Origin of the sequence: Synechococcus sp. W55.2, from assembly GCF_047461635.1 — a bacterium.
Classification (GTDB): Bacteria; Cyanobacteriota; Cyanobacteriia; order Thermostichales; family Thermostichaceae; genus Thermostichus.
Genome location: NZ_JANSHM010000002.1, coordinates 1 through 21205, shown reverse-complemented (window position 1 = coordinate 21205; position 21205 = coordinate 1). Strand labels below are relative to the sequence as shown.

Sequence of the window (21205 nt, the reverse complement as noted above, 5' to 3'; positions counted from 1 at the left end):
TGGGCCTTTCCTCTGGCTGAGTTGGGGCTGGTGCGGAGCACCTGGGGATCCCTGGTTGGCTCTTTCTCCGACGGATAATGAACGAGCGGGTGAGCCTTGTTTTTTGTTCAGGTTCTCAGTTCTAGCTTTTAAGGAGAAGGTTCGTTGTCCAAGTCGTTTTTGTTTTCCTCGGAGTCGGTGACGGAGGGGCACCCCGACAAAATCTGCGATCAGATCTCCGATGCCATCGTGGATGCCCTCTTGACGGCGGATCCCCTCAGTCGGGTGGCCGCCGAGGTGGTGGTCAATACGGGCCTGGTTTTGTTGACCGGGGAGATCACCTCGCAAGCGCAGGTCAACTTCACCCGTCTGGTGCGGGACAAGGTGGCCGAAATTGGCTATACCGATGCCAAGAATGGGTTTTGTGCAGAAAGCTGCGCGGTGTTGGTGGCTTTCGATGAGCAATCTCCCGATATTGCCCAAGGGGTGAACATGGCCCTGGAAAGTCGCGGCTCCCAGGAAGATCAATTCGACTTGGTCGGGGCCGGGGATCAGGGGTTGATGTTTGGCTTTGCCTGCGATGAAACTCCCGAGTTGATGCCCTTGCCCATTAGCTTGGCCCACCGCCTCAGCCGCCAGTTGGCCACGGTTCGCAAAAACGGCACCCTGCCCTATCTGCGCCCGGATGGCAAAACGCAGGTGACTGTGGCCTATGAGGAAGGTCGCCCGGTGGGCATTCACACCCTGCTCATCTCCACCCAGCACACACCCACGATTGGCGCCATTACGGAAGAGGCGGCGGTGCAAGAGCGGATCCGCGCCGATCTCTGGGAGGCAGTGGTCACGCCGGTGTTTGCCGAGCTGCCCATCAAGCCGGATAGCCACACCCGCTTCCTCACCAATCCCACCGGCAAGTTTGTCATCGGCGGCCCTCAGGGAGATGCGGGCCTGACCGGACGCAAGATCATCGTCGATACCTACGGCGGCTATTCTCGCCATGGGGGCGGGGCCTTCTCCGGCAAGGATCCCACCAAGGTGGATCGCAGCGCTGCCTATGCGGCTCGTTACGTGGCCAAGAACATCGTGGCAGCTGGCTTGGCGCAAAAATGTGAAGTGCAGGTGAGCTACGCCATTGGGGTAGCCCGCCCCATCAACATTTTGGTGGAAACCTTTGGCACAGGGCGCATCCCCGACGAAGAGCTGTTGCGGCTGGTGCAGCGCCACTTCGATCTGAGGCCGGCAGCCATTTTGGCCCAGTTCCAACTGCGGGAGCTGCCCCGCCAACGGGGAGGGCGCTTCTACCAAGACGTAGCGGTCTATGGGCACTTCGGGCAAACCCATCTGGATCTGCCCTGGGAGCGCACCGATAAAGCCGCTCTGCTGCGGGAGGAGGCTCTTGCCAAGGCGACTGCCCTCTTGGCCTAAGAGGGGATCACTAAGACGGCCTGCTGCCTCAATGCTTGCCCTGGTGCAGTTGCTTAACCAGGTGGGGTAGCTCCGGCAGGATCAGGCTGCGCATAGCCAGTTGCACGGCTGCTGGGGAGCCAGGCATGGAAAAGATCAAGCACTTTCCGTGGATCCCGGCGATGGCCCGAGAGGCGATGGCCCGACTGCCAATCTGGGCATAGCTGAGCTGGCGGAAGATCTCCCCAAAGCCGGGCAAGGTCTTTTCCAGGAGAGCCTCGATGGCGTCGTAAGTGGTGTCGCGGGGGGCGATGCCTGTGCCACCATTCAACAAGAGCACCGGCAGGGATCCGGCCCAATCCTGAACCTGCTCTCGAATGAGCTGCGGTTCATCTCGGAGAATGCAATATCTCTCCACCCGGTGGCCGGACTCCTGGAGGGCTGTGCAGATAAACTGGCCGCTGTGATCGGTTTCAGGGGTGCGCGTGTCGCTGACGGTGATCACCCCACAGGGCAAGGCGGCAAAAATGTGCTCCGCACCGCTGTCGCAATCGAGGGGAAAGTTCATGGCCAGGATCCCTGAGGAAAGAGAGTGGCAAGCCCATCAAGACTGTCCCTGAGGGGGCTCGGCAGGAGTTGGAGGGTCAACGACCGTCTGCTGGAGCTCTAGGATCCCTGAGGACTCTGCCCCACCGGCACGGGCAAGTTGGGGAGGAGGGGACTGGGCGAGCAGGCGGCGCAGCTTGGGGGGAAGCTCCTGCAACTGCTCCAACAACAAGTTTAGAGATATGGCCGGTTCTCGGGAAAACAGGGATCCCGCGGGGGGTACCGGCGGCAGAGGAGAACAGGCAAAGGCAGCCGCAGCCAAAGAGCGGATCCGCTCCTGCTGCTCCTGCCAAAGGAACTGGCCGATTTCTGGGGGAAAGGTAAGATGAGGAGAGCCGCGACGCTGCCAAAGGCGGAGAAGCTGCTCCACAGAGGCGGCCTTGTACCGCCCCTGGTAGAGGGCTTCTAGCAAGGCTGCCGGGATCCAAAGATCCGGGAACAACTGGCTCCAGCGCTCCACCCAAACCTGGCTGGGTTGACCTTCCAGCTCAAACCCATAGTGCTCCAGAAAGGTGGCAGGATCCATCAGCCCATGGCAGCCCAAGGAAACTCAACCCAAGCTAGTCCAGATCCGCCGAGACAAAGGGGAGATAAAGCCTTTCTCCCTGGATCTCGTAAGACAGCTCTCGTCCAAGAATACCCCTATTTGCCTTTCATGAAGGCTCTGTGAAGAGGCTATAAAGCTGCAAAGCTGCGGTACGCTTAAAGACTCAGTGGCTGACGGGCCCCAGCTCAAGCGCTGCCTCCAGAGCGCGCTCGCTATCAGGAAACTGCGTCAGCAGCCGTCCTAGGAAGGCGACATCTCCCGTCAGGCCGTACAGAGCCATGAGCACATCCCCAGCATAGCGGCTCTGGGGGAAGCGGTTCAGCAGCTCATTGCCGGCGTAGATCGCCTGGCGGGCATAGCCATCCTGCAGGGCTTTGGCTTCCAGAAAGTAGCTGTAGCTGAGGCTGCCAGGATCCACGTAGTCCGGCAGTGACGTGTCGAACAAGCTGGTATCTTCTGTCACTCCTGGGGGGAAGCCCGGCAGCGGATAGATGGCTGCCGTTTCCTCGGGAGGGTAGGTGGTGTACTGGCGGTAGAGGATCAGCACCTGCCGGTACAGGCTTTCTTCCTGAAGATGGGCAGGGGCGGTGGGATCCGCCAGCACAGAGCCGAGTAACTCTGCTGCTACAGCATGGTGATTGGCCCGCTGATAGTCCGATAGAGAACTGGAGGAAGCTGGTTGCGGCGGCGCGCTTCCATCAGCATCCCCACTCAGGCCACCGGCACGGGTTTGGTTAAACAGCCACAGGTACCCATTGCGCCAACCGTCGGCAGCGGCCCAGTGGGCGGCCAGTTGATGTTGATAGCGTTGTTGGGGAGTGGATTGGGCTTGCCAACGGCTCAATTGGCGCCAGCGTTCTCGTTGGGCCTGGATTTTGGGTTGCAGAGGGGTGCGGCTGGCGGGCACGGGATCCCAGTCGTCCAGCCAGTAGCCGCCATCCAGCAAGGGGTAGCGATCCAACACAGCATCCAAAGCCAGATTTTCCGTCAGCTGCAGGGCTAGGTCGTAGCGGTGTTCGCGGGCGAAGCGAACCGCCAGAGCATAGCGGACGGCGGCGGCCAGAGGATGCTCGCCGTGGCGGTCGAGAAAAGCTTGCAACTCGCTGGGGGTTGCACCGCTGTCTAAGAGCAAAAGCAGGCGGCGGCGCAAGACGTAGCGCATGTCTCCATCGCCGAAGGGATCCGCCAGCCAATTGGCCAAAAGGACCAGTGCTTCTTCCCTTTTGCCCTGCCACTCCAAGGTGCGTGTCAGCCAGAAGAGGGCATCGTCGGCACCGGGATGATTCGGGTAGACGGTCAGCCAAGTCCGCCAAAGGGTCTCTTCCTCTGCCGGGGGGAAAGGCCGCGGGATCGGTTCGCCGGTCTCGGGGTTGTAGAGGGAATGGCCAAAATAGCTGCCCCCCCGAATGCGGGCGTATTCCCGGCAAGCTTGCGTAAAGCGGGAATTGGGAAAAGCTTCTGCCAACTGCAGCAAAACCAGGTGGTCGTCGATGCCGTGAAGAGAGGCAAAGTCCTCGTTGAGAGCCTTCTGCAGCAGCGGCTCCCCGCTGGGATCCCCTTTTAAGTAGAGAAGAGCCGCCGCCAAAAACCGCTGCGGGTCAGCATCATCGCCCACCACGCTGCGCAGCAACACCTGAGCGGCAGGGGGGAGAGTTTCTGGATCCGCTATCTGCAGCAGAAAAAAGTGTCGGGATGGGGGCGGTAAATCTTCGTACAAAGGGCGCACCGTTTGCACCGTCGGCTGTTCTAGGATCAACACTTGGCCGGCACGCCCATAAACATCAGTGTATGGAGAAACATTCCCCGCAACCCGCTGCCGCACCGCCTGCACCTGCGACAGCGCCCAAGAGGGGATCCTTTCCTCCTCGTAGGGCAAGGCGCTCAAGAGTTTCTTTGCCCGCTGCGGAGAGCTGCTTTCCAAGGCGGGGAGCAGCGCTCTGTAGACCTGATCTCGCAAGGGAAATTCTTCTTGGGTCAGCAAGCTGTTGAGCCAGTTGAGATTAAAACTCCACTCGGGGCTATGGCTTGGATCCCGGCCAAGGCCAGCTCGGTGAGGCGCTGCACCGACTCTGGCCGATCCAGCCCAAACAGCTCGTATTGAGGCGCAATCTCCTGCCCGCTTGAGTAGTCATAGCCCCCGAACAAAGCTGCTGGGGCGAAAAACTGAGCCGAATTTTGCCGCAGCCGATCCTCCAACCACCAACGGCTGTAGGGCAGGCCATGGCTTTGCAAGGTGTAGAAGGTGTAGCTGCGGCGGCTCGGGTCGGCGGATCCCCCCCCAGCGGGCCAACACCGGATAGGTAAGAGGAAACCAGCGATCACTTTGGCCGGGATCGAACGCTGGCGAGCCTCCATAGCCAAACTCAGAAAAGACGGTGTACCGATAGAAGATCAGATCCCGGTGCATCTGCAGCCGTAGCCGCTGCAGTAAGGCATAGCCCCCCGCTCCTAACCTCGCCAAGAAGCCGGCAGTGAGGGCCACCATTGCTACGGGACGAAGGGGAAAGCGGCGGGACGAGGGCGCAGCAGGAGGGGTAGCTGGATTCATAAAACCCAATCCAAATCAAAGCAGGCGCCCCCACTCTACTCGATACTCGACTGTGTTGGAAGACAGAGGGAATGCCCACAGCCGTTTCCAGCCGGCTTGAGACGCCGGCCCTCTGCGCCACCCAAGGTCATCAGTCTTACCCCTGCCTGAGAGGGATCCCGGCCAGCCATTTCTTGGAAAGGCTCTGCTGTATTGCTTTATCGTTGTTTCAAACAAGATTAAGACACTTTGCCGCCGACTCCTACCCCCACAATAAGAGGGGCGGCTGCGCCGCTCTTCTAAAACCCTTGCCTTTGACCATTCCTGCAGTGCATCCCCCGATTTTTTGGAGGCCTGAGTTGCCAGCACCCTTTCAGGATAGGCTCTCCCTTAGCCGGCGGTTGCCATGGCCTTCAACCCCTTCAAAATCAGGTAGTCCAGAATACTGGTGTTCTCCTCGCCGCGATAATTAAAATTGGAGCGCACCAGCCACAGCCCCTTCTGAGTGCGGCAACAGAGGTTCAGCAGCGTGCGGGCCAAAATGCGTTGACGCGCCTGTAAATCCCGCGCCGCATCGAAAACCTCCCCGTCCCATTCCGGCGTCAGCACACGGCTGTTGTAGAGCACATGCCAGAGGGAGCGGGACCAGCTGGGGTTGGTGATATCAAACCAAAATTGGTAATCCGCCTCCAAACCCCGAGTGATGTAGGCCCCCGGAGTTGCAACTACCAAGTAACGGGAATAGTCGGGCTCGAAGCGGCTGCTGCTGGGGGTCTGTCCCGAGCGGATCATGGCCAAAAAGGCGGGATCCCCTTCGGCAGGGAAGGCCTGGCGAAACCGCCGTGCCGCTTCCATCAACACGCGCAGCAGCTCTTGATCCTGAGGGGAAGCAATCGCCGGGGCTAAGTGATCGGCAAAAAACTGCTGGAAGAAAGCGGCCAATGAAGGGCCGGGATGATAGCCGCGCAGCCAATCGAACAGTCGCTGGTAGCGCTCCAGGTTGGCAAACCCTACTCGCTCTGGCTGCCGTACTGCCGTTCGGGGACGCAGAGAACGCCCCACCGGATCCCAGGTATCTTCGGCTAACAGAGCTGCCCGGATGGGATCCAGCCCCAGCACCCAGCTCAACATCAGCCGCCAAGCCGGCAAAGTGGGAAAAGCACCCCACTCGGGATGGGCCAATTCTGCTGCCGTCAGCACCGCCCGCACCAAGGGATAGCGGATCAACGCCGGGAAGGGGGCAATCGACAAAACCGGCACTTCCGACAACTGCTCCTGCAAGCTCAGGCTCACCCCCACATCCATACGGGGCAGCAAAACAGCAATGCGATGGGCCGGGATCCCGGCCCCCAAAAGCCGGCGAATTTGAGCAACCATCACCTCCACTGCCGCAAACTGGGTCTCTTCCTCCAGCGTTTGCACCAGCGGCAGTCCTCCCCCCTGCGGCTCGGGCAGCGGATGAGAAAACTGGGGATCCAACACCCGCGCAATCTGCACCCCTAAGCGGATCATGCCTGCTGAAGCGCGATGGCTCCCCTCCAGAAACCGAACCTGCGTTTTTGCCATCAAGAAGTCAGCTACTGCCTCTGGGATCCCGGTCAAAGAGACCCCGCCGCCGAGGGTGTAGCTGAAAAATTGGCTTTGCAAATGGGCTTGCCCCTGCCGGTAAAACTCCAGCGCCACCCCGCAACTGTCTTCCGCCTGATCTACGATCAGATGATCCCACTCTTGCCAAAACTCCGCTAGCGGCAGGATGTGTTCGCCAAACAGCCGAATTTGCAGACCAAAATCCAAGGATCCCAACCGAAGTGCTGCCTCCCACAGCCGCCCCACACAGCAGCCCATTGCCTGTAAGGCCTCTGCCCGCCGTGGATCTGCCTCCTCGGGCCAAGCCCGGGCCAGCCGGGATCCCACCACCTCTGCCGGCAAACCCGAAGCCCCCGCAATATAAGCAGCACTGCTGATCTGATCCCAGATCTGGAACTCCTTGAGCCCGACCCCGGCAAAGGCCTCCCCATGCCGAGGGCACAAAGCGCAGGCTCGTTCGCAGAGAAATTGAGTGAGATCTTTGGCCAAGGGGATCGGCTCAAACTGAGGAGGCAACTGAGGAAGGCGGGCACACACCTGCGGCCAATGATCGGCCAGAGAGCGCCCAACCCGCTGCAAGAACGTCTCGATCCGCCACGGCCCCACCAAGCCCGAACTGGACTGCTGCAAGCGCCGCAACACCTCATCCGCTTGCCGTTGACTCCGCACCAAAAACAAGACCCGGCCCGGATCGGATCCCGCCTGCAACAAACTTCGATAGTGATCCACACAAGCCTGGGTCAGCCCACTGCCTGCCCAGCCCATCACACTTTTGAAGGGAGATGGCTTCCCTGGCCAATGGCTCTTTTCTTCCACTTGAGCTGCCCTTACCCTCTCCGGCCTCTCCAACCAACCTATTTTCTCAGCAAAAGTCTGGACAAACGGGCCTTCGCTTCATTATGATTGTTTTCCGTTGCCAACTAAGCCCATCCGCTTTGGCGACCTGGTGCGCTGCTACCCCAGATACTGCCTCTTTGCAGGCAAGTCTGAGCAGCTCTCAACAAAAGCAGTTTGGCGTGTAACTTTGGGGTGAACTAGGCGAGAGGATCAGCGTTGCCGATGCTGATCTTAGGCTCTGGGGACAGGGATCCCTGATTCTCCCTGCCTCGCTTTTTCGCCTGAGTTGGCAGACTCAGCCTTGTTCTGAGCTTTCTGCTGCCACGCTGTTGCTGTATGTCTATCCATCCGGCTGACTGAGCCATTGGCCTACAGCCCGCTTCGCGAAAGGTCGGCTGATTGTCAGAGTGAGTCGGCTCTGAATTGATGAAAGCGAGTCGTGCAGGCTCGATTGGAGGTTCTTGTGGCACTTGGCATCCTTGGAAGAAAAGTCGGCATGACCCAGATCTTCTCTCCAGAAGGGCTGGCCATTCCGGTTACCGTCGTACAGGCGGGGCCTTGCACCGTGACCCAGATCAAAACCCAGGCCACAGACGGCTACAACGCCATTCAGTTGGGCTACTTGCCCACTGCCGAAAAGCATCTCACGCGGGCGCAGCGGGGCCACCTCACCAAAGCGGGGGTGACAGAGCTGCTGCGCCACCTGCGGGAGTTCCGGGTTGACCAGCCAGAAGCCTACCAGTTGGGGCAGAAAATTACTGTCGAGATGTTCTCCCCTGGCCAATTGGTGGATGTGGCCGGTACCTCCATCGGGCGAGGGTTTGCCGGCTATCAAAAGCGCCACCACTTCGGTCGTGGCCCCATGTCCCACGGCTCCAAAAACCACCGCCGACCGGGTTCCATTGGCGCCGGCACAACCCCAGGCCGCGTGTTTCCGGGGATGCGCATGGCAGGGCGGCTGGGAGGTGGCCGAGTCACCACCCGCAAATTGCAGTTGGTGCAGGTGGATCCAGAGCGGGATCTGCTGGTGATCAAGGGTTGCGTGCCCGGGGTAGAAGGAGGGCTGCTGGAGATCACCCCTGCCAAGCAGGTGGGCAACAAGCGCTAAGGAGGGATCCCTGGCAAAGGCTGACCCGCATCCGCAAAGACGAGGGAACCATGGCAAGTTGTGTGGTGAAAAATTGGCAAGGGGAAACGGTGGGCAGCGCGGAGCTGAGCCTTAAAGTTGCTCGTCCCGAAACAGCCGCCCACATCCTCTATCTGGCACTGCGCCGGCAGATGACCAATGCTCGTCAGGGCAACGCCCACACCAAGACCCGAGCTGAGGTGCGCGGCGGCGGTCGCAAGCCTTGGAAGCAGAAAGGCACCGGTCGGGCCCGTGCCGGCTCCATCCGCTCCCCACTTTGGCGCAAAGGGGGGGTGATCTTCGGCCCCCGCAAGCGGGAATACAACCTGGCCATGAACCGCAAAGAACGGCAACTGGCCCTGCGCACCGCTCTGCAAAGTCGGGTGGAAGACCTGATCGTGGTGGAGGATTTCCAGGAGCAGCTCAACCCGCCCAAAACCCGTGCTGTGGCCCAGGCTTTGCTGCGCTGGGGGGTGATGGAAGATCAATCGGCTCTGCTCATCGTTGCCGAACGCTCGGAAGCCGTAGAGCGGGCCGTGCGCAACATCGCCCGCGTTAAGCTGATCGGCCTGGATCAGATCAACGTTTTCGATCTGCTCAACGTCGATTGGGTGCTGATCACCGTTTCTGCCCTAGAGCAGCTCAAGGCCCGTTGGGGATCCGACGCTGCGCCGGCAGTTCTGGAGACTCCCTCTGAGGATGCACCTCAGGCCGACATAGCCGAAGATCAGGCCCTGCCCGGAGATGGGCCGGAAGATCAGGCCGTTCCAGAAAGCGAACACGAGGAAGCAGAGCAAACCCCAGTCCAACCTGAGGCCCAGGAAAACCAAGCTGCCCTCCAAGGACGTCCAGCAGATCCGCAGGGGCCAGAAGAGCAAACCGAAGAGCCCCAAGATCCAGCAGAAGAACTGGCTCAAGGAGCAGAGCCGTCAACGGTAGAAGAGGCCGAAGCAGCCCCAGCAGAGGAGGAAAGCGATGACTGAGAGCAAGCGGATCCTGGCCGACGTCCTGTTGCGCCCCGTCATCACCGAAAAGGCAACCGCCTTGATGGAGCAGCGCAAATATGTCTTTGAAGTGCTGCCCACCGCCACCAAGCCGCTCATCCGAGCTGCCGTCGAAGAAATGTTCCGCGTGCGAGTTACTTCCGTCAACACCCTGAAGCTCCCGCGCAAGCAACGGCGGGTGGGCCGCTTTGTGGGCTACCGCACCCGTCCCAAGCGAGCCATCGTGACCTTGGCGGAGGGAGATTCCATCACCCTCTTCCCGGACACCTGAACGCCCCTTTTGAGCTGTTGTTGTCCCGTCCCCCACCCCTACCTGAGCCATGGGCATTCGTACTCTCCGACCCTACACCCCCAGCACCCGTCACATGACGGTCTCTGACTTCGAGGAGCTGTCCCGTGACGAGAACGGCAAGCGGCCCAGACCGGAAAAGTCGCTGCTGCAATTTATTCACCGCAAGAAAGGGCGCAACAACCGTGGCGTCATCACCTGCCGGCACCGCGGTGGTGGCCACAAGCGGCTTTACCGCATCATCGACTTCCGTCGCGACAAGCGGGGGATCCCGGCGACCGTCAAAACTGTGGAGTACGATCCCAACCGTAGCGCCCACATCTGCCTGGTGGAATACGAAGACGGCGAGAAACGCTACATCCTCGCTCCCCGCAACCTACAGGTGGGAGCCACCATCATGGCCGGGCCAGAGGCCCCCTTTGAGATCGGCAATGCCATGCCCCTGGAGCGGATCCCCCTGGGAACGGTGGTTCACAACGTGGAGCTGTATCCTGGTCGCGGCGGACAGATGGTTCGCGCCGCCGGGGCTGGCGCTCAAGTGGTGGCCAGAGAAGGCAAATATGTCTCCCTCAAGCTGCCCTCCGGCGAAGTCCGCATGATCCGCGGCGAGTGCTACGCCACCATCGGCCAACTGGGCAACGTTGACCACAACAACATCAGCCTGGGCAAGGCGGGTCGTAGCCGTTGGTTGGGGCGCCGTCCCAAGGTGCGTGGCTCGGTGATGAACCCTGTGGATCATCCCCATGGCGGCGGGGAAGGGCGAGCCCCCATAGGCCGCAGTACCCCTGTCACCCCTTGGGGTAAGCCCACCCTGGGGTACAAGACCCGCAAACGCAACAAGCCCAGCAACAAATTCATCGTGCGCGGTCGCCGTCGCGGGGGCCGTCGAGACAAGGGCGGAAGGGCTGCCCAATAGCCGTCTGGCCATGCGCTTCCTGAAGCTTCTTCGATGGTCATTGCTTGTCAAACAGTTGAGGTTCTTATGGGACGTTCGCTGAAAAAAGGCCCCTTTGTGGATGCCAAGCTGCTTCTCAAGGTGGAGAAGATGAACGAGCGCAACGAGAAGCACATGATCAAGACCTGGTCGCGGGCCAGCACCATCTTGCCCGTCATGATCGGTCACACCATCGCTGTTCACAACGGCAAGCAACACGTGCCCATCTACATCACCGATCAGATGGTGGGTCACAAGCTGGGGGAATTTGTCCCCACCCGTACCTTCCGTGGCCACGCGGGTAGCGACAAAAAAGCCGCCCGCCGTTGAGATAAACAACGAGTAGGACAGTATTGAGCAGGAGGGAGAGCGCCATGGCTGATTCATCCCCTGAGGTTAAAGCGGTAGCCCGCTACATCCGCATGTCCCCCTTCAAAGTGCGGCGGGTGCTGGATCAGATCCGCGGGCGCACCTATGCCGATGCCCTCATCCTGCTGGAGTTCATGCCCTACGCTGCCTGTGAGCCGGTTCGTAAGGTGCTGCGCTCGGCGGTGGCCAACGCAGAGCACAACAACGGCCTGGATCCCCGGGATCTGGTGATCAGCCAGGCCTATGCTGATCAGGGGCCCGTCCTGAAACGGTTTCGCCCCCGCGCCCAAGGGCGGGCCTACCCCATTCGCAAGCGCACCTGTCACATCACCATCGCCGTCCGGCCCATAGAGGAAGCTGAAGCGGCGACGGCCTCTTAACCTCCTGTATTTCTAGCCCTTTACCCTTCAACCGACACCACCATGGGACAGAAGATCCACCCCACCGGTTTCCGCCTCGGCGTGATTAAGGAGCATCGCAGCCGCTGGTTTGCCGATCCAGCCCGCTACCCAGCCTTGTTACAGGAGGACGACCAGATTCGCACCTACCTGACCAAGCAACTGAGCAGTGCTGGTTTGGCCGATATCCAAATCGAGCGCAAAGCGGATCAAATTGACCTGGAGATCCGGGCTGCTCGCCCTGGGGTAGTTGTGGGTCGGGGCGGATCCAGCCTAGAGACTTTGCGCCAAGGTCTACAGAAAGAGCTGTCCGCGCTAGCGGGACAAAGCCCTGGTTCACGAGGTGGTGGCGAGCGAACCATTCGCATCAATGTAGTAGAGGTCACCCGTGCCGATGCCGAGGCGACCTTGTTGGCGGAAAACATTGCCCAACAGTTGGAACGGCGGATTGCCTTTCGCCGCATCGTGCGCCAGGTGATCCAACGGGCCCAGCGGGCAGGTGTACAAGGGATCAAAATCCAAATTGCCGGGCGTCTGAACGGGGCCGAGATTGCCCGCACCGAATGGACGCGGGAGGGGCGGATCCCTTTGCATACTTTGCGGGCCGACATCGACTACGCCGAGCACCTCGCCCACACCACTTTCGGCATCATCGGGGTCAAGGTCTGGGTCTTCAAAGGGGAAGTTCTGCCCGGGCAGGAACGCCACGAACAGAAGTTTCCCCTGCAACAGCCCAAACGTCGGCAGCAGCGGCGGCGGCCCACCTTTGAAGATCGCTCGGCTCAGGAGGCCTGAGGGCCAACACCGGAACGTCCAGGGATCCCTATCGCAGTTGACTTAAGGAACGGCCATGTTAAGCCCCAAACGCACCAAGTACCGCAAGCAACAGCGCGGGCGCATGAAAGGCAAAGCGACCCGTGGCAACCGCATCAACTTTGGGGAATACGGCCTTGTGGCCCTAGAACCCGCCTGGATTACAGCTCGACAGATCGAGGCCAGCCGTCGAGCCATGACCCGCTATGTTCGGCGGGGTGGCCAAATCTGGATTCGCATCTTTCCCGACAAGCCCGTTACTCAGCGAGCTGCTGAAACCCGCATGGGATCCGGCAAAGGCAACCCTGAGTACTGGGTTTGTGTCGTCAAGCCGGGCCGTATCCTCTTCGAAATGGGGGGAGTGGCAGAGCCCATCGCCCGCGAGGCCATGCGCCTTGCCGCCCAGAAGCTGCCCATTAAGGTCAAGTTTGTAACCAAAGCCGACTTTGAAAAGCCAGAGCCCGCCCAGGCAACGGCTTCAGAGGTGGCCACCAGCAGTGTATGAGGAGAGTTCAGCCATGCCCATGCCCAAAATTGCTGATGCCCGTGCTTTATCGGACGAAGAGCTGAGCAACGAAATCTACGCCGTCAAGAAAGAGCTGTTTGAGCTGCGTTTGCAGCAGGCCACGCGGCAGTTGAACCAGCCCCATCTCATCCGGCTGCGCAAACACAAGCTGGCGCAACTACTAACTGTGGAGGGAGAGCGTAAGCGGGGCAAACGCCCAACCAAGGAGGAGTAATGGCTGTTCGGGAGAAGATTGGCATTGTTGTCAGCAACAAGATGCAAAAAACGGTGGTTGTTGCTGTGGAAAATCGAGTTGCTCACCCGAAGTACGGCAAGATCGTCGTCAAGACCAAGAAGTTTAAGGCCCACGACGAGGAAAACCGCTGTCAAGAAGGGGATCTGGTGCGCATCACGGAAACCCGTCCCCTCAGCCGCACCAAGCGTTGGCAAGTTGCCGAAATCCTGAGGGAGGTGAAGAAACTATGATTCAGCAGCAAACCATGCTGACGGTGGCCGACAACACAGGCGCCCGCAAAATGATGTGCATTCGCGTGCTGGGCAGCAGTGGCCGTCGCTACGCCAGCTTAGGCGACGTGATCATCGGCGTCGTCAAAGATGCCTTGCCCAACATGCCCGTCAAAAAATCCGATGTTGTCAAGGCCGTTGTTATCCGCACCGTCGATACGGTACGTCGCCCTGACGGCATGTGCATCCGCTTCGACGACAACGCCGCCGTGATCATCAACAATGATGGCAATCCCCGTGGAACTCGTGTTTTCGGCCCTGTAGCCCGTGAGCTGCGGGAGAAAAACTTCACCAAGATCATCTCCCTTGCCCCGGAGGTACTCTGATGGTTCGCCCCCTCAAACCCAGCCAAATTCGGCGCTTAGTTCGGCGACCGGGCATTCGCAAGCACCGCAACAGCCTGCGCTACAAAATGCGTATCAAGCAAGGGGATACCGTGCAGGTGATCTCCGGCGATGACAAAGGCAAAATCGGCGAGGTGCTGCGCGTTTTTCCCGAACGCAACATGGTTTTGGTGGAAGGGGTTAACATTGTTACCTACCACCGTAAACCCCAGCGAGAAGGGGAAAGTGGCCGAATTGAGACCAAGGAAGCTCCCATTCCCGTCTGCAAAGTGATGGCCTATTCCAAGAAGCAGGAGGTGGCCAGCCGTATCGGCTATCAAATCACCGCCGATGGTCGCAAGGTTCGCGTCCTTAAGAAAACGGGTGAGATTCTCGACTAAGCTTTTGATCCCTTTCCACCATTGGTTTGGCTCTGACCCAGCCCAGAGCCGCAAGGAGAAGCCACCATGCCCCAACGTCTGCAAATCCTCTACAACACCGTCATCGTCCCCAAGCTGCAAAAGGAGTTGGGCTACACCAACATCCACCAGGTGCCCCGCCTGGAGAAGATCGTCATCAACCGCGGCTTGGGGGAAGCTTCCCAAAATGCCAAGGCTCTGGAATCTTCCATTGCCGAGATCAGCGCCATCACCGGTCAGCGTCCGGTGATCACCCGCGCCAAAAAGGCAATTGCCAGCTTCAAGATTCGCAAGGGCATGCCGGTTGGCCTGATGGTAACCCTACGGCGGGAGCGCATGTATGCGTTTTTGGATCGCCTGATCAACATTGCTCTGCCCCGTATCCGTGACTTCCGCGGCGTCAGCCCCAAAGCCTTTGATGGACGAGGCAACTACACCCTCGGCATCCGTGAACAACTGATTTTTCCCGAAATCAACTATGACTCTGTGGATCAGTTGCGAGGTATGGATATCTCCATTGTGACCACTGCTAAAACCGATGAAGAGGGCCGTGCCCTGCTCAAAGCCTTTGGCATGCCCTTTGCCTCTTAGCTTTGCCCACCCTGAGTTTCCTTGATTGATCTTCCGAGGAGCACTGATGGCCCACACCAACGACACGATCGCCGATATGCTCACCCGCATTCGCAATGCCACCATGGCTCGGCACGAGTCGGTGGCAGTTCCGGCCACCCGCATGACCCGCAGCATCGCTCGCGTTCTTCATGAGGAAGGGTTCGTCAGCGAATGGAAGGAGGAGGGAGAAGGGATCCAAGCCCGAGTGGTGTTGCGATTGAAGTACAAGGGCAAAGGCCGCAACTGCAGGCCCATCATCAATGGCTTAAAGCGGGTGAGCCGACCCGGCCTGCGGGTTTACCGCAACCACAAAGAGCTGCCCCGAGTGCTGGGAGGAATTGGGATCGCCATCATCTCCACCTCCAACGGCATCATGACCGACCGGGAGGCTCGTAAGCAGGGCATTGGTGGTGAAGTCCTCTGTCTTGTCTACTAGACCTTAAGTTTTCTCTGGTCAGGAGTTTTTCCCATGTCCCGTATCGGTAGACGCCCCATCGCCCTTCCTGCCAAGGTGGAGATCCAGATCGACGGCCAACACATTGCAGTGAAAGGCCCGAAAGGTCAACTGTCCCGCAGTTTACCGCCCTTGATCACAGTCCAGCAAAACGCTCAGACGCTCACGGTCAGCCGTCTCAACGATTCTCGTCCTGCCCGCCAACTCCACGGCCTTTGCCGCACCTTGGTCGCCAACATGGTCGATGGAGTATCCAAGGGATTTGAGCGGCGGCTGGAATTGGTGGGCGTGGGCTACCGGGCTGCCATCCAAGGCAGCAAGTTGGTTTTGAACGTTGGCTACAGCCATCCTGTGGAGATCCCCTTTCCCCCCGGCATCCAAATTGCCGTTGAGGGAAACAACATCATTGTTGTCTCAGGCACAGATAAAGAACTGGTGGGCAATACTGCCGCCCGCATCCGAGCCGTCCGGCCCCCAGAGCCCTACAAGGGGAAAGGGATCCGTTATCTAGGGGAACAAGTTCGCCGCAAGGCGGGTAAATCCGGGAAAGCGAAGAAGTAAATAGCCCATTGCGAAAGCGGGACGGAGTCCTATGAAAACCAGCCGCAAAATTACCACCCAACGTCGTCATCGACGCATTCGCCGCAAGGTCTTTGGCACTGCCGAGCGGCCTCGCCTGGCCGTGTTTCGCTCCCATCGACACATCTACGCCCAGGTGATCGACGATGTAGCCCAGCATACCTTAACCTCCGCCTCCACCTTAGACAGGGAGCTGCGCGAAAAATTCAAAGAAACCGGGACGGCTACTCAAGAAGCGGCTGCCTTGGTGGGCCGCTCAGTTGCCGAACGAGCCTTACAGATGGGCATTTCCCGCGTGGTTTTCGATCGGGGGGGCAAGCTTTATCACGGGCGCGTTCAAGCCCTGGCAGAAGCTGCCCGAGAAGCAGGGTTACAGTTCTAGCTACTGAGGACACAGCACATGGCTGAGCAGAGGGAACGTCGCAGAAGCAAGAAAAGCCGCGAAGAGCAGCCCACGGAGTGGCAAGAGCGGGTCATCCAGATTCGGCGCGTCACCAAGGTGGTCAAGGGCGGCAAGAAGTTGAGCTTCCGCGCTGTGGTGGTGGTCGGCAACGAGCGGGGCCAAGTCGGGGTTGGCGTGGGCAAAGCCAACGATGTGATCGGAGCAGTGCGCAAGGGAGTTGTGGACGGTAAAAAACACCTGATTGAGGTGCCCCTCACCAAAGGTTTGTCCGTACCCCATCCCATGCAGGGGGCAGGCGGCGGTGCCACTGTCTTGGTCATGCCAGCAGCTCCTGGCACAGGAGTCATTGCAGGGGGGGCAGTCCGCACCGTTCTGGAGCTGGCGGGTGTACGCAACAGCTTGGCCAAGCAACTGGGATCCAGCAACCCCCTCAACAATGCCCGTGCTACCATCGATGCGCTGCGGCGGATGCGTACCTTTAAGCAGGTGGCCCAAGACCGAGACATCGATGTGCGCCGCCTATTGGGCAAGTGATGGACAGGTGATATTGAGCAAGTGAGCTAGAGGTAGACATGCGACTGGAAGACATTCGGCCTCAAGCAGGTTCGACGCGGCGGCGGCGGCGGCTAGGTCGTGGCGTTTCTGCCGGGCAGGGGGCCTCCTGTGGCAAGGGGATGCGGGGGCAAAAGGCCCGCAAGGGGGGCAGTACACGGCCCGGCTTTGAAGGGGGCCAGACTCCCCTCTACCGGCGTTTACCCAAGCTTAAGCATTTCCCTCGCTACAGGCGGCGTCTGGAATACACCCTGGTCAACCTGCGCGCCTTGGCGGATCTGCCTGCCGGCAGCGAGGTCAGCCTGCAAAGCTTAATGGAACGAGGGATCGTCACCACCAACGATGGCCCGCTGAAGATCTTGGGAGATGGGGAAGTCAGCGTGCCCCTGACGATCAGGGCGGCGGCCATTACTGCTTCAGCCAAAGTCAAGGTCGAGGCAGCCGGAGGTCGGGTGGAGATTTTGGGATCCTAAACCCCTTCTTCCCGTTGCTCTGGCCGGCTTCTGCCGGGTGGCGCTGAGTTGCACTTTTTTGATTTTGCTTTGATTTTGCCGACTGCTCCACCAGCAGCGTAGAGTGGTAGATAGCTAACCTTGCCCTTTGCTCCCGCGAGATTCTCTTCCCTATGGTTGACACACGAGGTTCCGCCCCCTCTGCCCAAGAGACCTTTATGCAGATGGCTATGGCCTCTGGCCTGCGCAGCCGTCTGTTTCTCACCTTGGGCTTGCTGCTGTTGGTCAGACTGGGCATTTACATCCCCATTCCCAGTATCGATCGGGCCCGCTTTGCTGCCGAAGCTGCCAACAGCCCTGTGTTTGGCTTGCTGGATGTCTTCTCCGGCGGGGGGATTTCTGCTTTGGGAATTTTCGCCCTTGGGATCCTGCCCTTCATCAATGCCTCAATTATCATGCAGTTGCTGGTCTCGGCCATTCCAGCCTTAGAGAACCTGCAGAAAAACGAGGGAGAACAGGGGCGGCGGCAGATTTCTCAGTACACCCGCTATGTCACCTTGGTTTGGGCCATCATCCAGGGCATTGGCATTTCCTTTTGGGTGCGGGAGTTTGCCAGTACCACCAATGAGTTGGCCTTCATGGCCTCCACCACCCTGGCTCTGGCGGCGGGATCCCTGTTTGTGATGTGGCTGGGAGAGATGATCACGGAGAAAGGGGTGGGAAGTGGCCCTTCGCTCTTGATCTTCGTCAACATTGTTGCCACTCTGCCCCGTGCCCTCGGACAGACTATTAGCCTGGCCCGTGCCGATAGCAGCACCATCGGTGGCATCTTGCTGTTGCTGGCAATCTTTTTGGTCACCATTGTCGGCATTGTCTTTGTCCAAGAAGGCAGCCGCAAGATCCCTATCGTCTACGCCAAGCGCCAGGTGGGCAACAAGCTGTTCCGCGAGCAGAAAAGCTATCTGCCCCTGAGGCTAAACCAAGGGGGGGTGATGCCGATCATCTTTGCCTACTCGGTGATGTCCCTGCCTCTGGCCCTGGCCCAGTACACCCAAAACCTGACTTTGGTGCAAGTGGCCAACTTCCTATCCCCCACCTCCTGGTTCTACATTCCTTTTTATTTCGTGCTGATCCTCTTCTTCAGCTACTTCTACGCCTCTTTGCTCATCAACCCGGTGGATCTGGCTCAAAACTTGAAGAAGATGGGGGCCAGCATTCCAGGGGTACGCCCGGGCAAGGCCACTGCCGAGTATGTCGAAGGGATCCTCAACCGCCTGACGCTGCTGGGGGCTTTGTTCCTGTGCGCGGTGGCCATCATCCCGACGACGGTGGAACGGGCAACCGGCATCACCACTTTCCAAGGTTTGGGGGCGACCTCGCTACTGATTTTGGTGGGGGTGGCGATCGAGACCTCCAAGCAGATCCAGACTTATGTCATCTCACAACGCTACGAAGGGATGGTCAAACAGTAGTGCCGAGGTTGATCTTTCTGGGGCCGCCGGGGGCGGGCAAAGGTACACAGGCGGAGCGACTGGCGGCCATTTACCACACGCCCAAAATTTCCACAGGCGATCTGTTGCGGGCCGAGGTGAAAGCCCAAACGCCCCTGGGGTGCCAGGCCAAGGTTTACATGGATGCGGGAGAGCTGGTGCCCGACGAGGTGCTGATCGGAATGGTGAAGGGGCAGTTGCAGCAATCTCCAGAGCAGGGCTGGATCCTAGATGGATTTCCTCGCACCTTAGCCCAGGCAGAGGCCTTGGAAGAGCTGCTGCAAGAGCTGGGCCAAGATTATGACTACGTCCTCAACTTGGAGGTGCCGGATGAGGTGGTGGTGGCCCGGCTGCTGGCCCGGGGCAAGGAACAGGGGCGCAGCGATGATGCGGATCGGTCGGTGATTCTCAAGCGTCTGGAGGTCTATCGGCAGCAGACGGCTCCCCTAATTGATTTTTATGAGGCCAAGGGGCGCTTGCAGCGGGTCAACGGCAACCAGCCGATGGAATCCGTACAGGAACATCTGCAGGCTCTTTTGGAAGGCTTCAGGAGGACGGCGTGATCAGAGCAGGAGCTGGAAATCCCTCCCAGCGGCGGGGCATGCAGCTTATTGAGATCAAATCTCGCCGCGAAGTGGAGAAAATGCGGCGGGCCGGTCGGGTGGTGGCCCAAGTATTGCAGGAGATCGCGGAGCGCCTAGAGCCGGGCTGGACTACGGCAGATATCGATACCTATGCTGAGAGACGGGTGGCCCAACTCAATGCTTTGCCCAGTTTCAAGGGCTACTACGGCTTTCCCGCCTGCGTCTGTGTCAGTGTCAACCATGAGGTGGTGCACGGGATCCCCAGTCCCCGTAAAGTGGTGCAGCCGGGAGATGTGGTCAAAGTGGATTTTGGTGCCATCGTCGAGGGCTGGCATGCGGATTCCTGTATCACCATCGGCCTGGAACCCCTGAGCGACGCAGCTCGGGATCTGATCGATACTGCGGCCAAAGCCCTGCAGACGGGCATCGACTGTGTGCGCCACGGCGTTTGGCTTCAGGATGTCTCGGGTGCCATTGAAGATTACATCGAGGGGCGGGGCTATTCTGTGGTGAAGCAGTATGTTGGTCACGGGGTGGGGCGCAACCTGCACGAGGAGCCGCAGTTTCCCAACTATCGCACCCGCGATCTGCCCAATCCCAAGCTGCGCTCCGGCATGACAGTGGCCATTGAGCCGATGGTGAATGCGGGGGGAGAGGCAACCCGAGTGTTGCCAGACCAATGGACGGTGGTCACAGTAGATGGCTCTTGGTCAGCTCAGTTTGAGCACACGGTCTTGGTCACCGAGTCTGGAGCAGAAATTTTGACCGATCGCACGCCTTTTCAGTCCTAAGGGATCCCCTGATGAAGGACTGCAACGGTTAGGATAGAAGAGATGGAGTATATTTTCATTTCTTAACAGCGCGTGTCGTCGCGGCTGTGGATTGTTCTGTTGTTTGTTATGTCGTTTTTGGGAGGGCTCATTGTCTAAGGAAGATGCCATTGAAATGGAGGGGGTTGTTACGGAATCCCTGCCCAACGCCATGTTCCGAGTGGATCTGGACAACGGCTTCAACGTGCTCGCTCATATCTCCGGCAAAATTCGCCGCAACTACATCAAGATCTTGCCCGGCGACCGGGTTAAGGTGGAGCTGAGCCCCTATGACCTCAACAAAGGGCGCATCACCTACCGCCTTAAGAAAAAGTAGGTTCCCTAGCTGGGCTGCTGAGGATGAAAGAGCTGAGCCAAGTTCTCAAGATCGGGCTCTGGACTACTGTCGGCGGGTTGGGTGCTCTAGCCGTTTTCAACGCTTGGATCCCTTCCCAAACTCAGCCTCTGCAGAGCCTGCTGCCGGGAGAGGAAAGGCATCACTTCTGGCGCGGCCATCGCCTGTTTTACAAGGTCATGGGATCCGGCCAGCCGTTGTTGCTGGTGCACGGCATTGGGGCAGGCTCCTCCAGCTATGAGTTTCGTGCCATTATGGCGGAGCTGGGGCAGCACTATCAAGTCTATGCTCTGGATTTGTTGGGGTGGGGCAACTCAGAACGTCCAGATTTGGAGTACACCGGCAGTCTCTACGCCGAGATGATCGGGGATTTTGTCCAGGAGGTGATCGGGCGACCCTGTCACGTCATTGCAAACTCTCTCTCGGCAGGGTTTGCGCTGCGCTCGGCCCGCCTACAGCCCCACCATTGGCAGAAGCTGCTGCTCATCGCCCCTCTGGGAGACAACAGCCTTATCCCCGATGCGCTCGGGATCCCTTTGGCTCAGATTGCCTATGGATTTCTCAGCCTGCCCGTTTTGGGGTTGGCTTTCTACAACGGCATCACCGCCCCCTGGAGTGTACGCTTGTTTACAGAGCAGAGCTTGTTCTGATACATTTACGCTGAACACTGCTGAACATCACTGTTCAACTATGCAGCGATAGCATTCTGTTTGTTTCCAAACA

28 protein-coding genes and 1 pseudogene are annotated in these 21205 nt (G+C 59.2%); 24 read left to right on the top strand and 5 right to left on the bottom strand.

Annotated features, from left to right (window positions below; all coding sequences use genetic code 11):
* Positions 1-144 precede the first annotated feature (144 nt).
* Entirely contained in the window at positions 145-1404 is a 1260-nt protein-coding gene (gene metK / locus NW828_RS00770) for a methionine adenosyltransferase (protein WP_414380885.1), read from the top strand.
* 28 nt (positions 1405-1432) lie between these two features.
* On the opposite strand, the gene NW828_RS00765 is transcribed toward metK, so the two are convergent.
* From NW828_RS00765 to NW828_RS00745, 5 genes are all read right to left on the bottom strand, one after another.
* Positions 1433-1951, bottom strand: a complete 519-nt coding sequence (locus NW828_RS00765) for a MogA/MoaB family molybdenum cofactor biosynthesis protein (RefSeq protein WP_414380884.1) — start codon at positions 1949-1951, stop codon at positions 1433-1435.
* A gap of 36 nt (positions 1952-1987) precedes the next feature.
* A complete protein-coding gene (locus NW828_RS00760; RefSeq protein ID WP_414380883.1) occupies positions 1988-2515 on the bottom strand; it encodes a hypothetical protein in 528 nt (175 codons plus the stop codon).
* 184 nt (positions 2516-2699) lie between these two features.
* A complete protein-coding gene (locus tag NW828_RS00755; RefSeq protein WP_414380882.1) occupies positions 2700-4517 on the bottom strand; it encodes a tetratricopeptide repeat protein in 1818 nt (605 codons plus the stop codon).
* Positions 4511-4891, bottom strand: a complete 381-nt coding sequence (locus NW828_RS00750) for a hypothetical protein (RefSeq protein WP_414380881.1) — start codon at positions 4889-4891, stop codon at positions 4511-4513. The genes NW828_RS00755 and NW828_RS00750 overlap by 7 nt, the downstream gene beginning before the upstream one ends.
* A 562-nt stretch (positions 4892-5453) precedes the next feature.
* Positions 5454-7466 carry a hypothetical protein gene (locus tag NW828_RS00745; protein ID WP_414380880.1) on the bottom strand — a complete coding sequence of 671 codons (2013 nt, stop codon included), beginning with the start codon at positions 7464-7466 and terminating at the stop codon, positions 5454-5456.
* Positions 7467-7950: 484 nt separating this feature from the next.
* Between NW828_RS00745 and rplC the strand changes: the two genes are divergently transcribed.
* The 23 genes and pseudogenes from rplC (at position 7951) to NW828_RS00630 (ending at position 21132) form a co-directional block, all read left to right on the top strand.
* A complete protein-coding gene (gene rplC, locus NW828_RS00740) occupies positions 7951-8595 on the top strand; it encodes a 50S ribosomal protein L3 (protein WP_011434152.1) in 645 nt (214 codons plus the stop codon).
* Between the two features lie 50 nt (positions 8596-8645).
* Positions 8646-9272, top strand: a pseudogene (rplD, locus tag NW828_RS00735) (50S ribosomal protein L4); the annotation flags it as partial.
* 316 nt (positions 9273-9588) lie between these two features.
* On the top strand, positions 9589-9888 hold the full coding sequence (locus NW828_RS00730) for a 50S ribosomal protein L23 (RefSeq protein WP_414330452.1): 300 nt from the start codon (positions 9589-9591) through the stop codon (positions 9886-9888).
* Positions 9889-9937: 49 nt separating this feature from the next.
* Positions 9938-10822: a 50S ribosomal protein L2 gene (gene rplB, locus NW828_RS00725; protein WP_414380879.1), complete on the top strand. Its 885-nt coding sequence runs from the start codon at positions 9938-9940 to the stop codon at positions 10820-10822.
* Positions 10823-10888: 66 nt separating this feature from the next.
* On the top strand, positions 10889-11170 hold the full coding sequence (rpsS, locus tag NW828_RS00720) for a 30S ribosomal protein S19 (RefSeq protein ID WP_414331934.1): 282 nt from the start codon (positions 10889-10891) through the stop codon (positions 11168-11170).
* A gap of 44 nt (positions 11171-11214) precedes the next feature.
* Positions 11215-11589 (top strand): 50S ribosomal protein L22, encoded by a 375-nt coding sequence (rplV, locus tag NW828_RS00715; protein ID WP_011434157.1) that lies wholly within the window; start codon positions 11215-11217, stop codon positions 11587-11589.
* 42 nt (positions 11590-11631) lie between these two features.
* Complete coding sequence (gene rpsC, locus NW828_RS00710; protein WP_011434158.1) at positions 11632-12402, top strand: 30S ribosomal protein S3; 771 nt, start codon at positions 11632-11634, stop codon at positions 12400-12402.
* Positions 12403-12457: 55 nt separating this feature from the next.
* Complete coding sequence (gene rplP / locus NW828_RS00705; protein ID WP_011434159.1) at positions 12458-12925, top strand: 50S ribosomal protein L16; 468 nt, start codon at positions 12458-12460, stop codon at positions 12923-12925.
* Positions 12926-12938: 13 nt separating this feature from the next.
* Positions 12939-13160: a 50S ribosomal protein L29 gene (gene rpmC / locus NW828_RS00700; protein WP_011434160.1), complete on the top strand. Its 222-nt coding sequence runs from the start codon at positions 12939-12941 to the stop codon at positions 13158-13160.
* Positions 13160-13411: a 30S ribosomal protein S17 gene (gene rpsQ / locus NW828_RS00695; protein ID WP_011434161.1), complete on the top strand. Its 252-nt coding sequence runs from the start codon at positions 13160-13162 to the stop codon at positions 13409-13411. The genes rpmC and rpsQ overlap by 1 nt, the downstream gene beginning before the upstream one ends.
* Complete coding sequence (rplN, locus tag NW828_RS00690; RefSeq protein WP_011434162.1) at positions 13408-13776, top strand: 50S ribosomal protein L14; 369 nt, start codon at positions 13408-13410, stop codon at positions 13774-13776. The genes rpsQ and rplN overlap by 4 nt, the downstream gene beginning before the upstream one ends.
* Entirely contained in the window at positions 13776-14174 is a 399-nt protein-coding gene (rplX, locus tag NW828_RS00685; RefSeq protein ID WP_011434163.1) for a 50S ribosomal protein L24, read from the top strand. The genes rplN and rplX overlap by 1 nt, the downstream gene beginning before the upstream one ends.
* A gap of 66 nt (positions 14175-14240) precedes the next feature.
* Positions 14241-14783 carry a 50S ribosomal protein L5 gene (gene rplE, locus NW828_RS00680; protein WP_414355946.1) on the top strand — a complete coding sequence of 181 codons (543 nt, stop codon included), beginning with the start codon at positions 14241-14243 and terminating at the stop codon, positions 14781-14783.
* A 46-nt stretch (positions 14784-14829) separates the two neighbouring features.
* Positions 14830-15240 carry a 30S ribosomal protein S8 gene (rpsH, locus tag NW828_RS00675; RefSeq protein ID WP_011434165.1) on the top strand — a complete coding sequence of 137 codons (411 nt, stop codon included), beginning with the start codon at positions 14830-14832 and terminating at the stop codon, positions 15238-15240.
* A 33-nt stretch (positions 15241-15273) separates the two neighbouring features.
* Positions 15274-15819 carry a 50S ribosomal protein L6 gene (rplF, locus tag NW828_RS00670; RefSeq protein WP_414355944.1) on the top strand — a complete coding sequence of 182 codons (546 nt, stop codon included), beginning with the start codon at positions 15274-15276 and terminating at the stop codon, positions 15817-15819.
* A gap of 31 nt (positions 15820-15850) precedes the next feature.
* Entirely contained in the window at positions 15851-16219 is a 369-nt protein-coding gene (gene rplR, locus NW828_RS00665; protein ID WP_414380878.1) for a 50S ribosomal protein L18, read from the top strand.
* Between the two features lie 18 nt (positions 16220-16237).
* Entirely contained in the window at positions 16238-16774 is a 537-nt protein-coding gene (rpsE, locus tag NW828_RS00660; RefSeq protein WP_414344276.1) for a 30S ribosomal protein S5, read from the top strand.
* 38 nt (positions 16775-16812) lie between these two features.
* The gene (rplO, locus tag NW828_RS00655; protein ID WP_414380877.1) at positions 16813-17265 is read left to right on the top strand and encodes a 50S ribosomal protein L15; all 453 of its coding nucleotides are present in this window, start codon (positions 16813-16815) and stop codon (positions 17263-17265) included.
* 152 nt (positions 17266-17417) lie between these two features.
* Positions 17418-18716: a preprotein translocase subunit SecY gene (secY, locus tag NW828_RS00650; RefSeq protein ID WP_011434170.1), complete on the top strand. Its 1299-nt coding sequence runs from the start codon at positions 17418-17420 to the stop codon at positions 18714-18716.
* A complete protein-coding gene (locus NW828_RS00645) occupies positions 18716-19297 on the top strand; it encodes an adenylate kinase (RefSeq protein ID WP_011434171.1) in 582 nt (193 codons plus the stop codon). The genes secY and NW828_RS00645 overlap by 1 nt, the downstream gene beginning before the upstream one ends.
* Positions 19298-19335: 38 nt before the next feature.
* A complete protein-coding gene (gene map, locus NW828_RS00640) occupies positions 19336-20109 on the top strand; it encodes a type I methionyl aminopeptidase (protein WP_414344308.1) in 774 nt (257 codons plus the stop codon).
* A gap of 130 nt (positions 20110-20239) precedes the next feature.
* Positions 20240-20464 (top strand): translation initiation factor IF-1, encoded by a 225-nt coding sequence (infA, locus tag NW828_RS00635; protein WP_011434173.1) that lies wholly within the window; start codon positions 20240-20242, stop codon positions 20462-20464.
* Between the two features lie 23 nt (positions 20465-20487).
* On the top strand, positions 20488-21132 hold the full coding sequence (locus NW828_RS00630; protein WP_414380876.1) for an alpha/beta fold hydrolase: 645 nt from the start codon (positions 20488-20490) through the stop codon (positions 21130-21132).
* Positions 21133-21205: the final 73 nt, after the last annotated feature.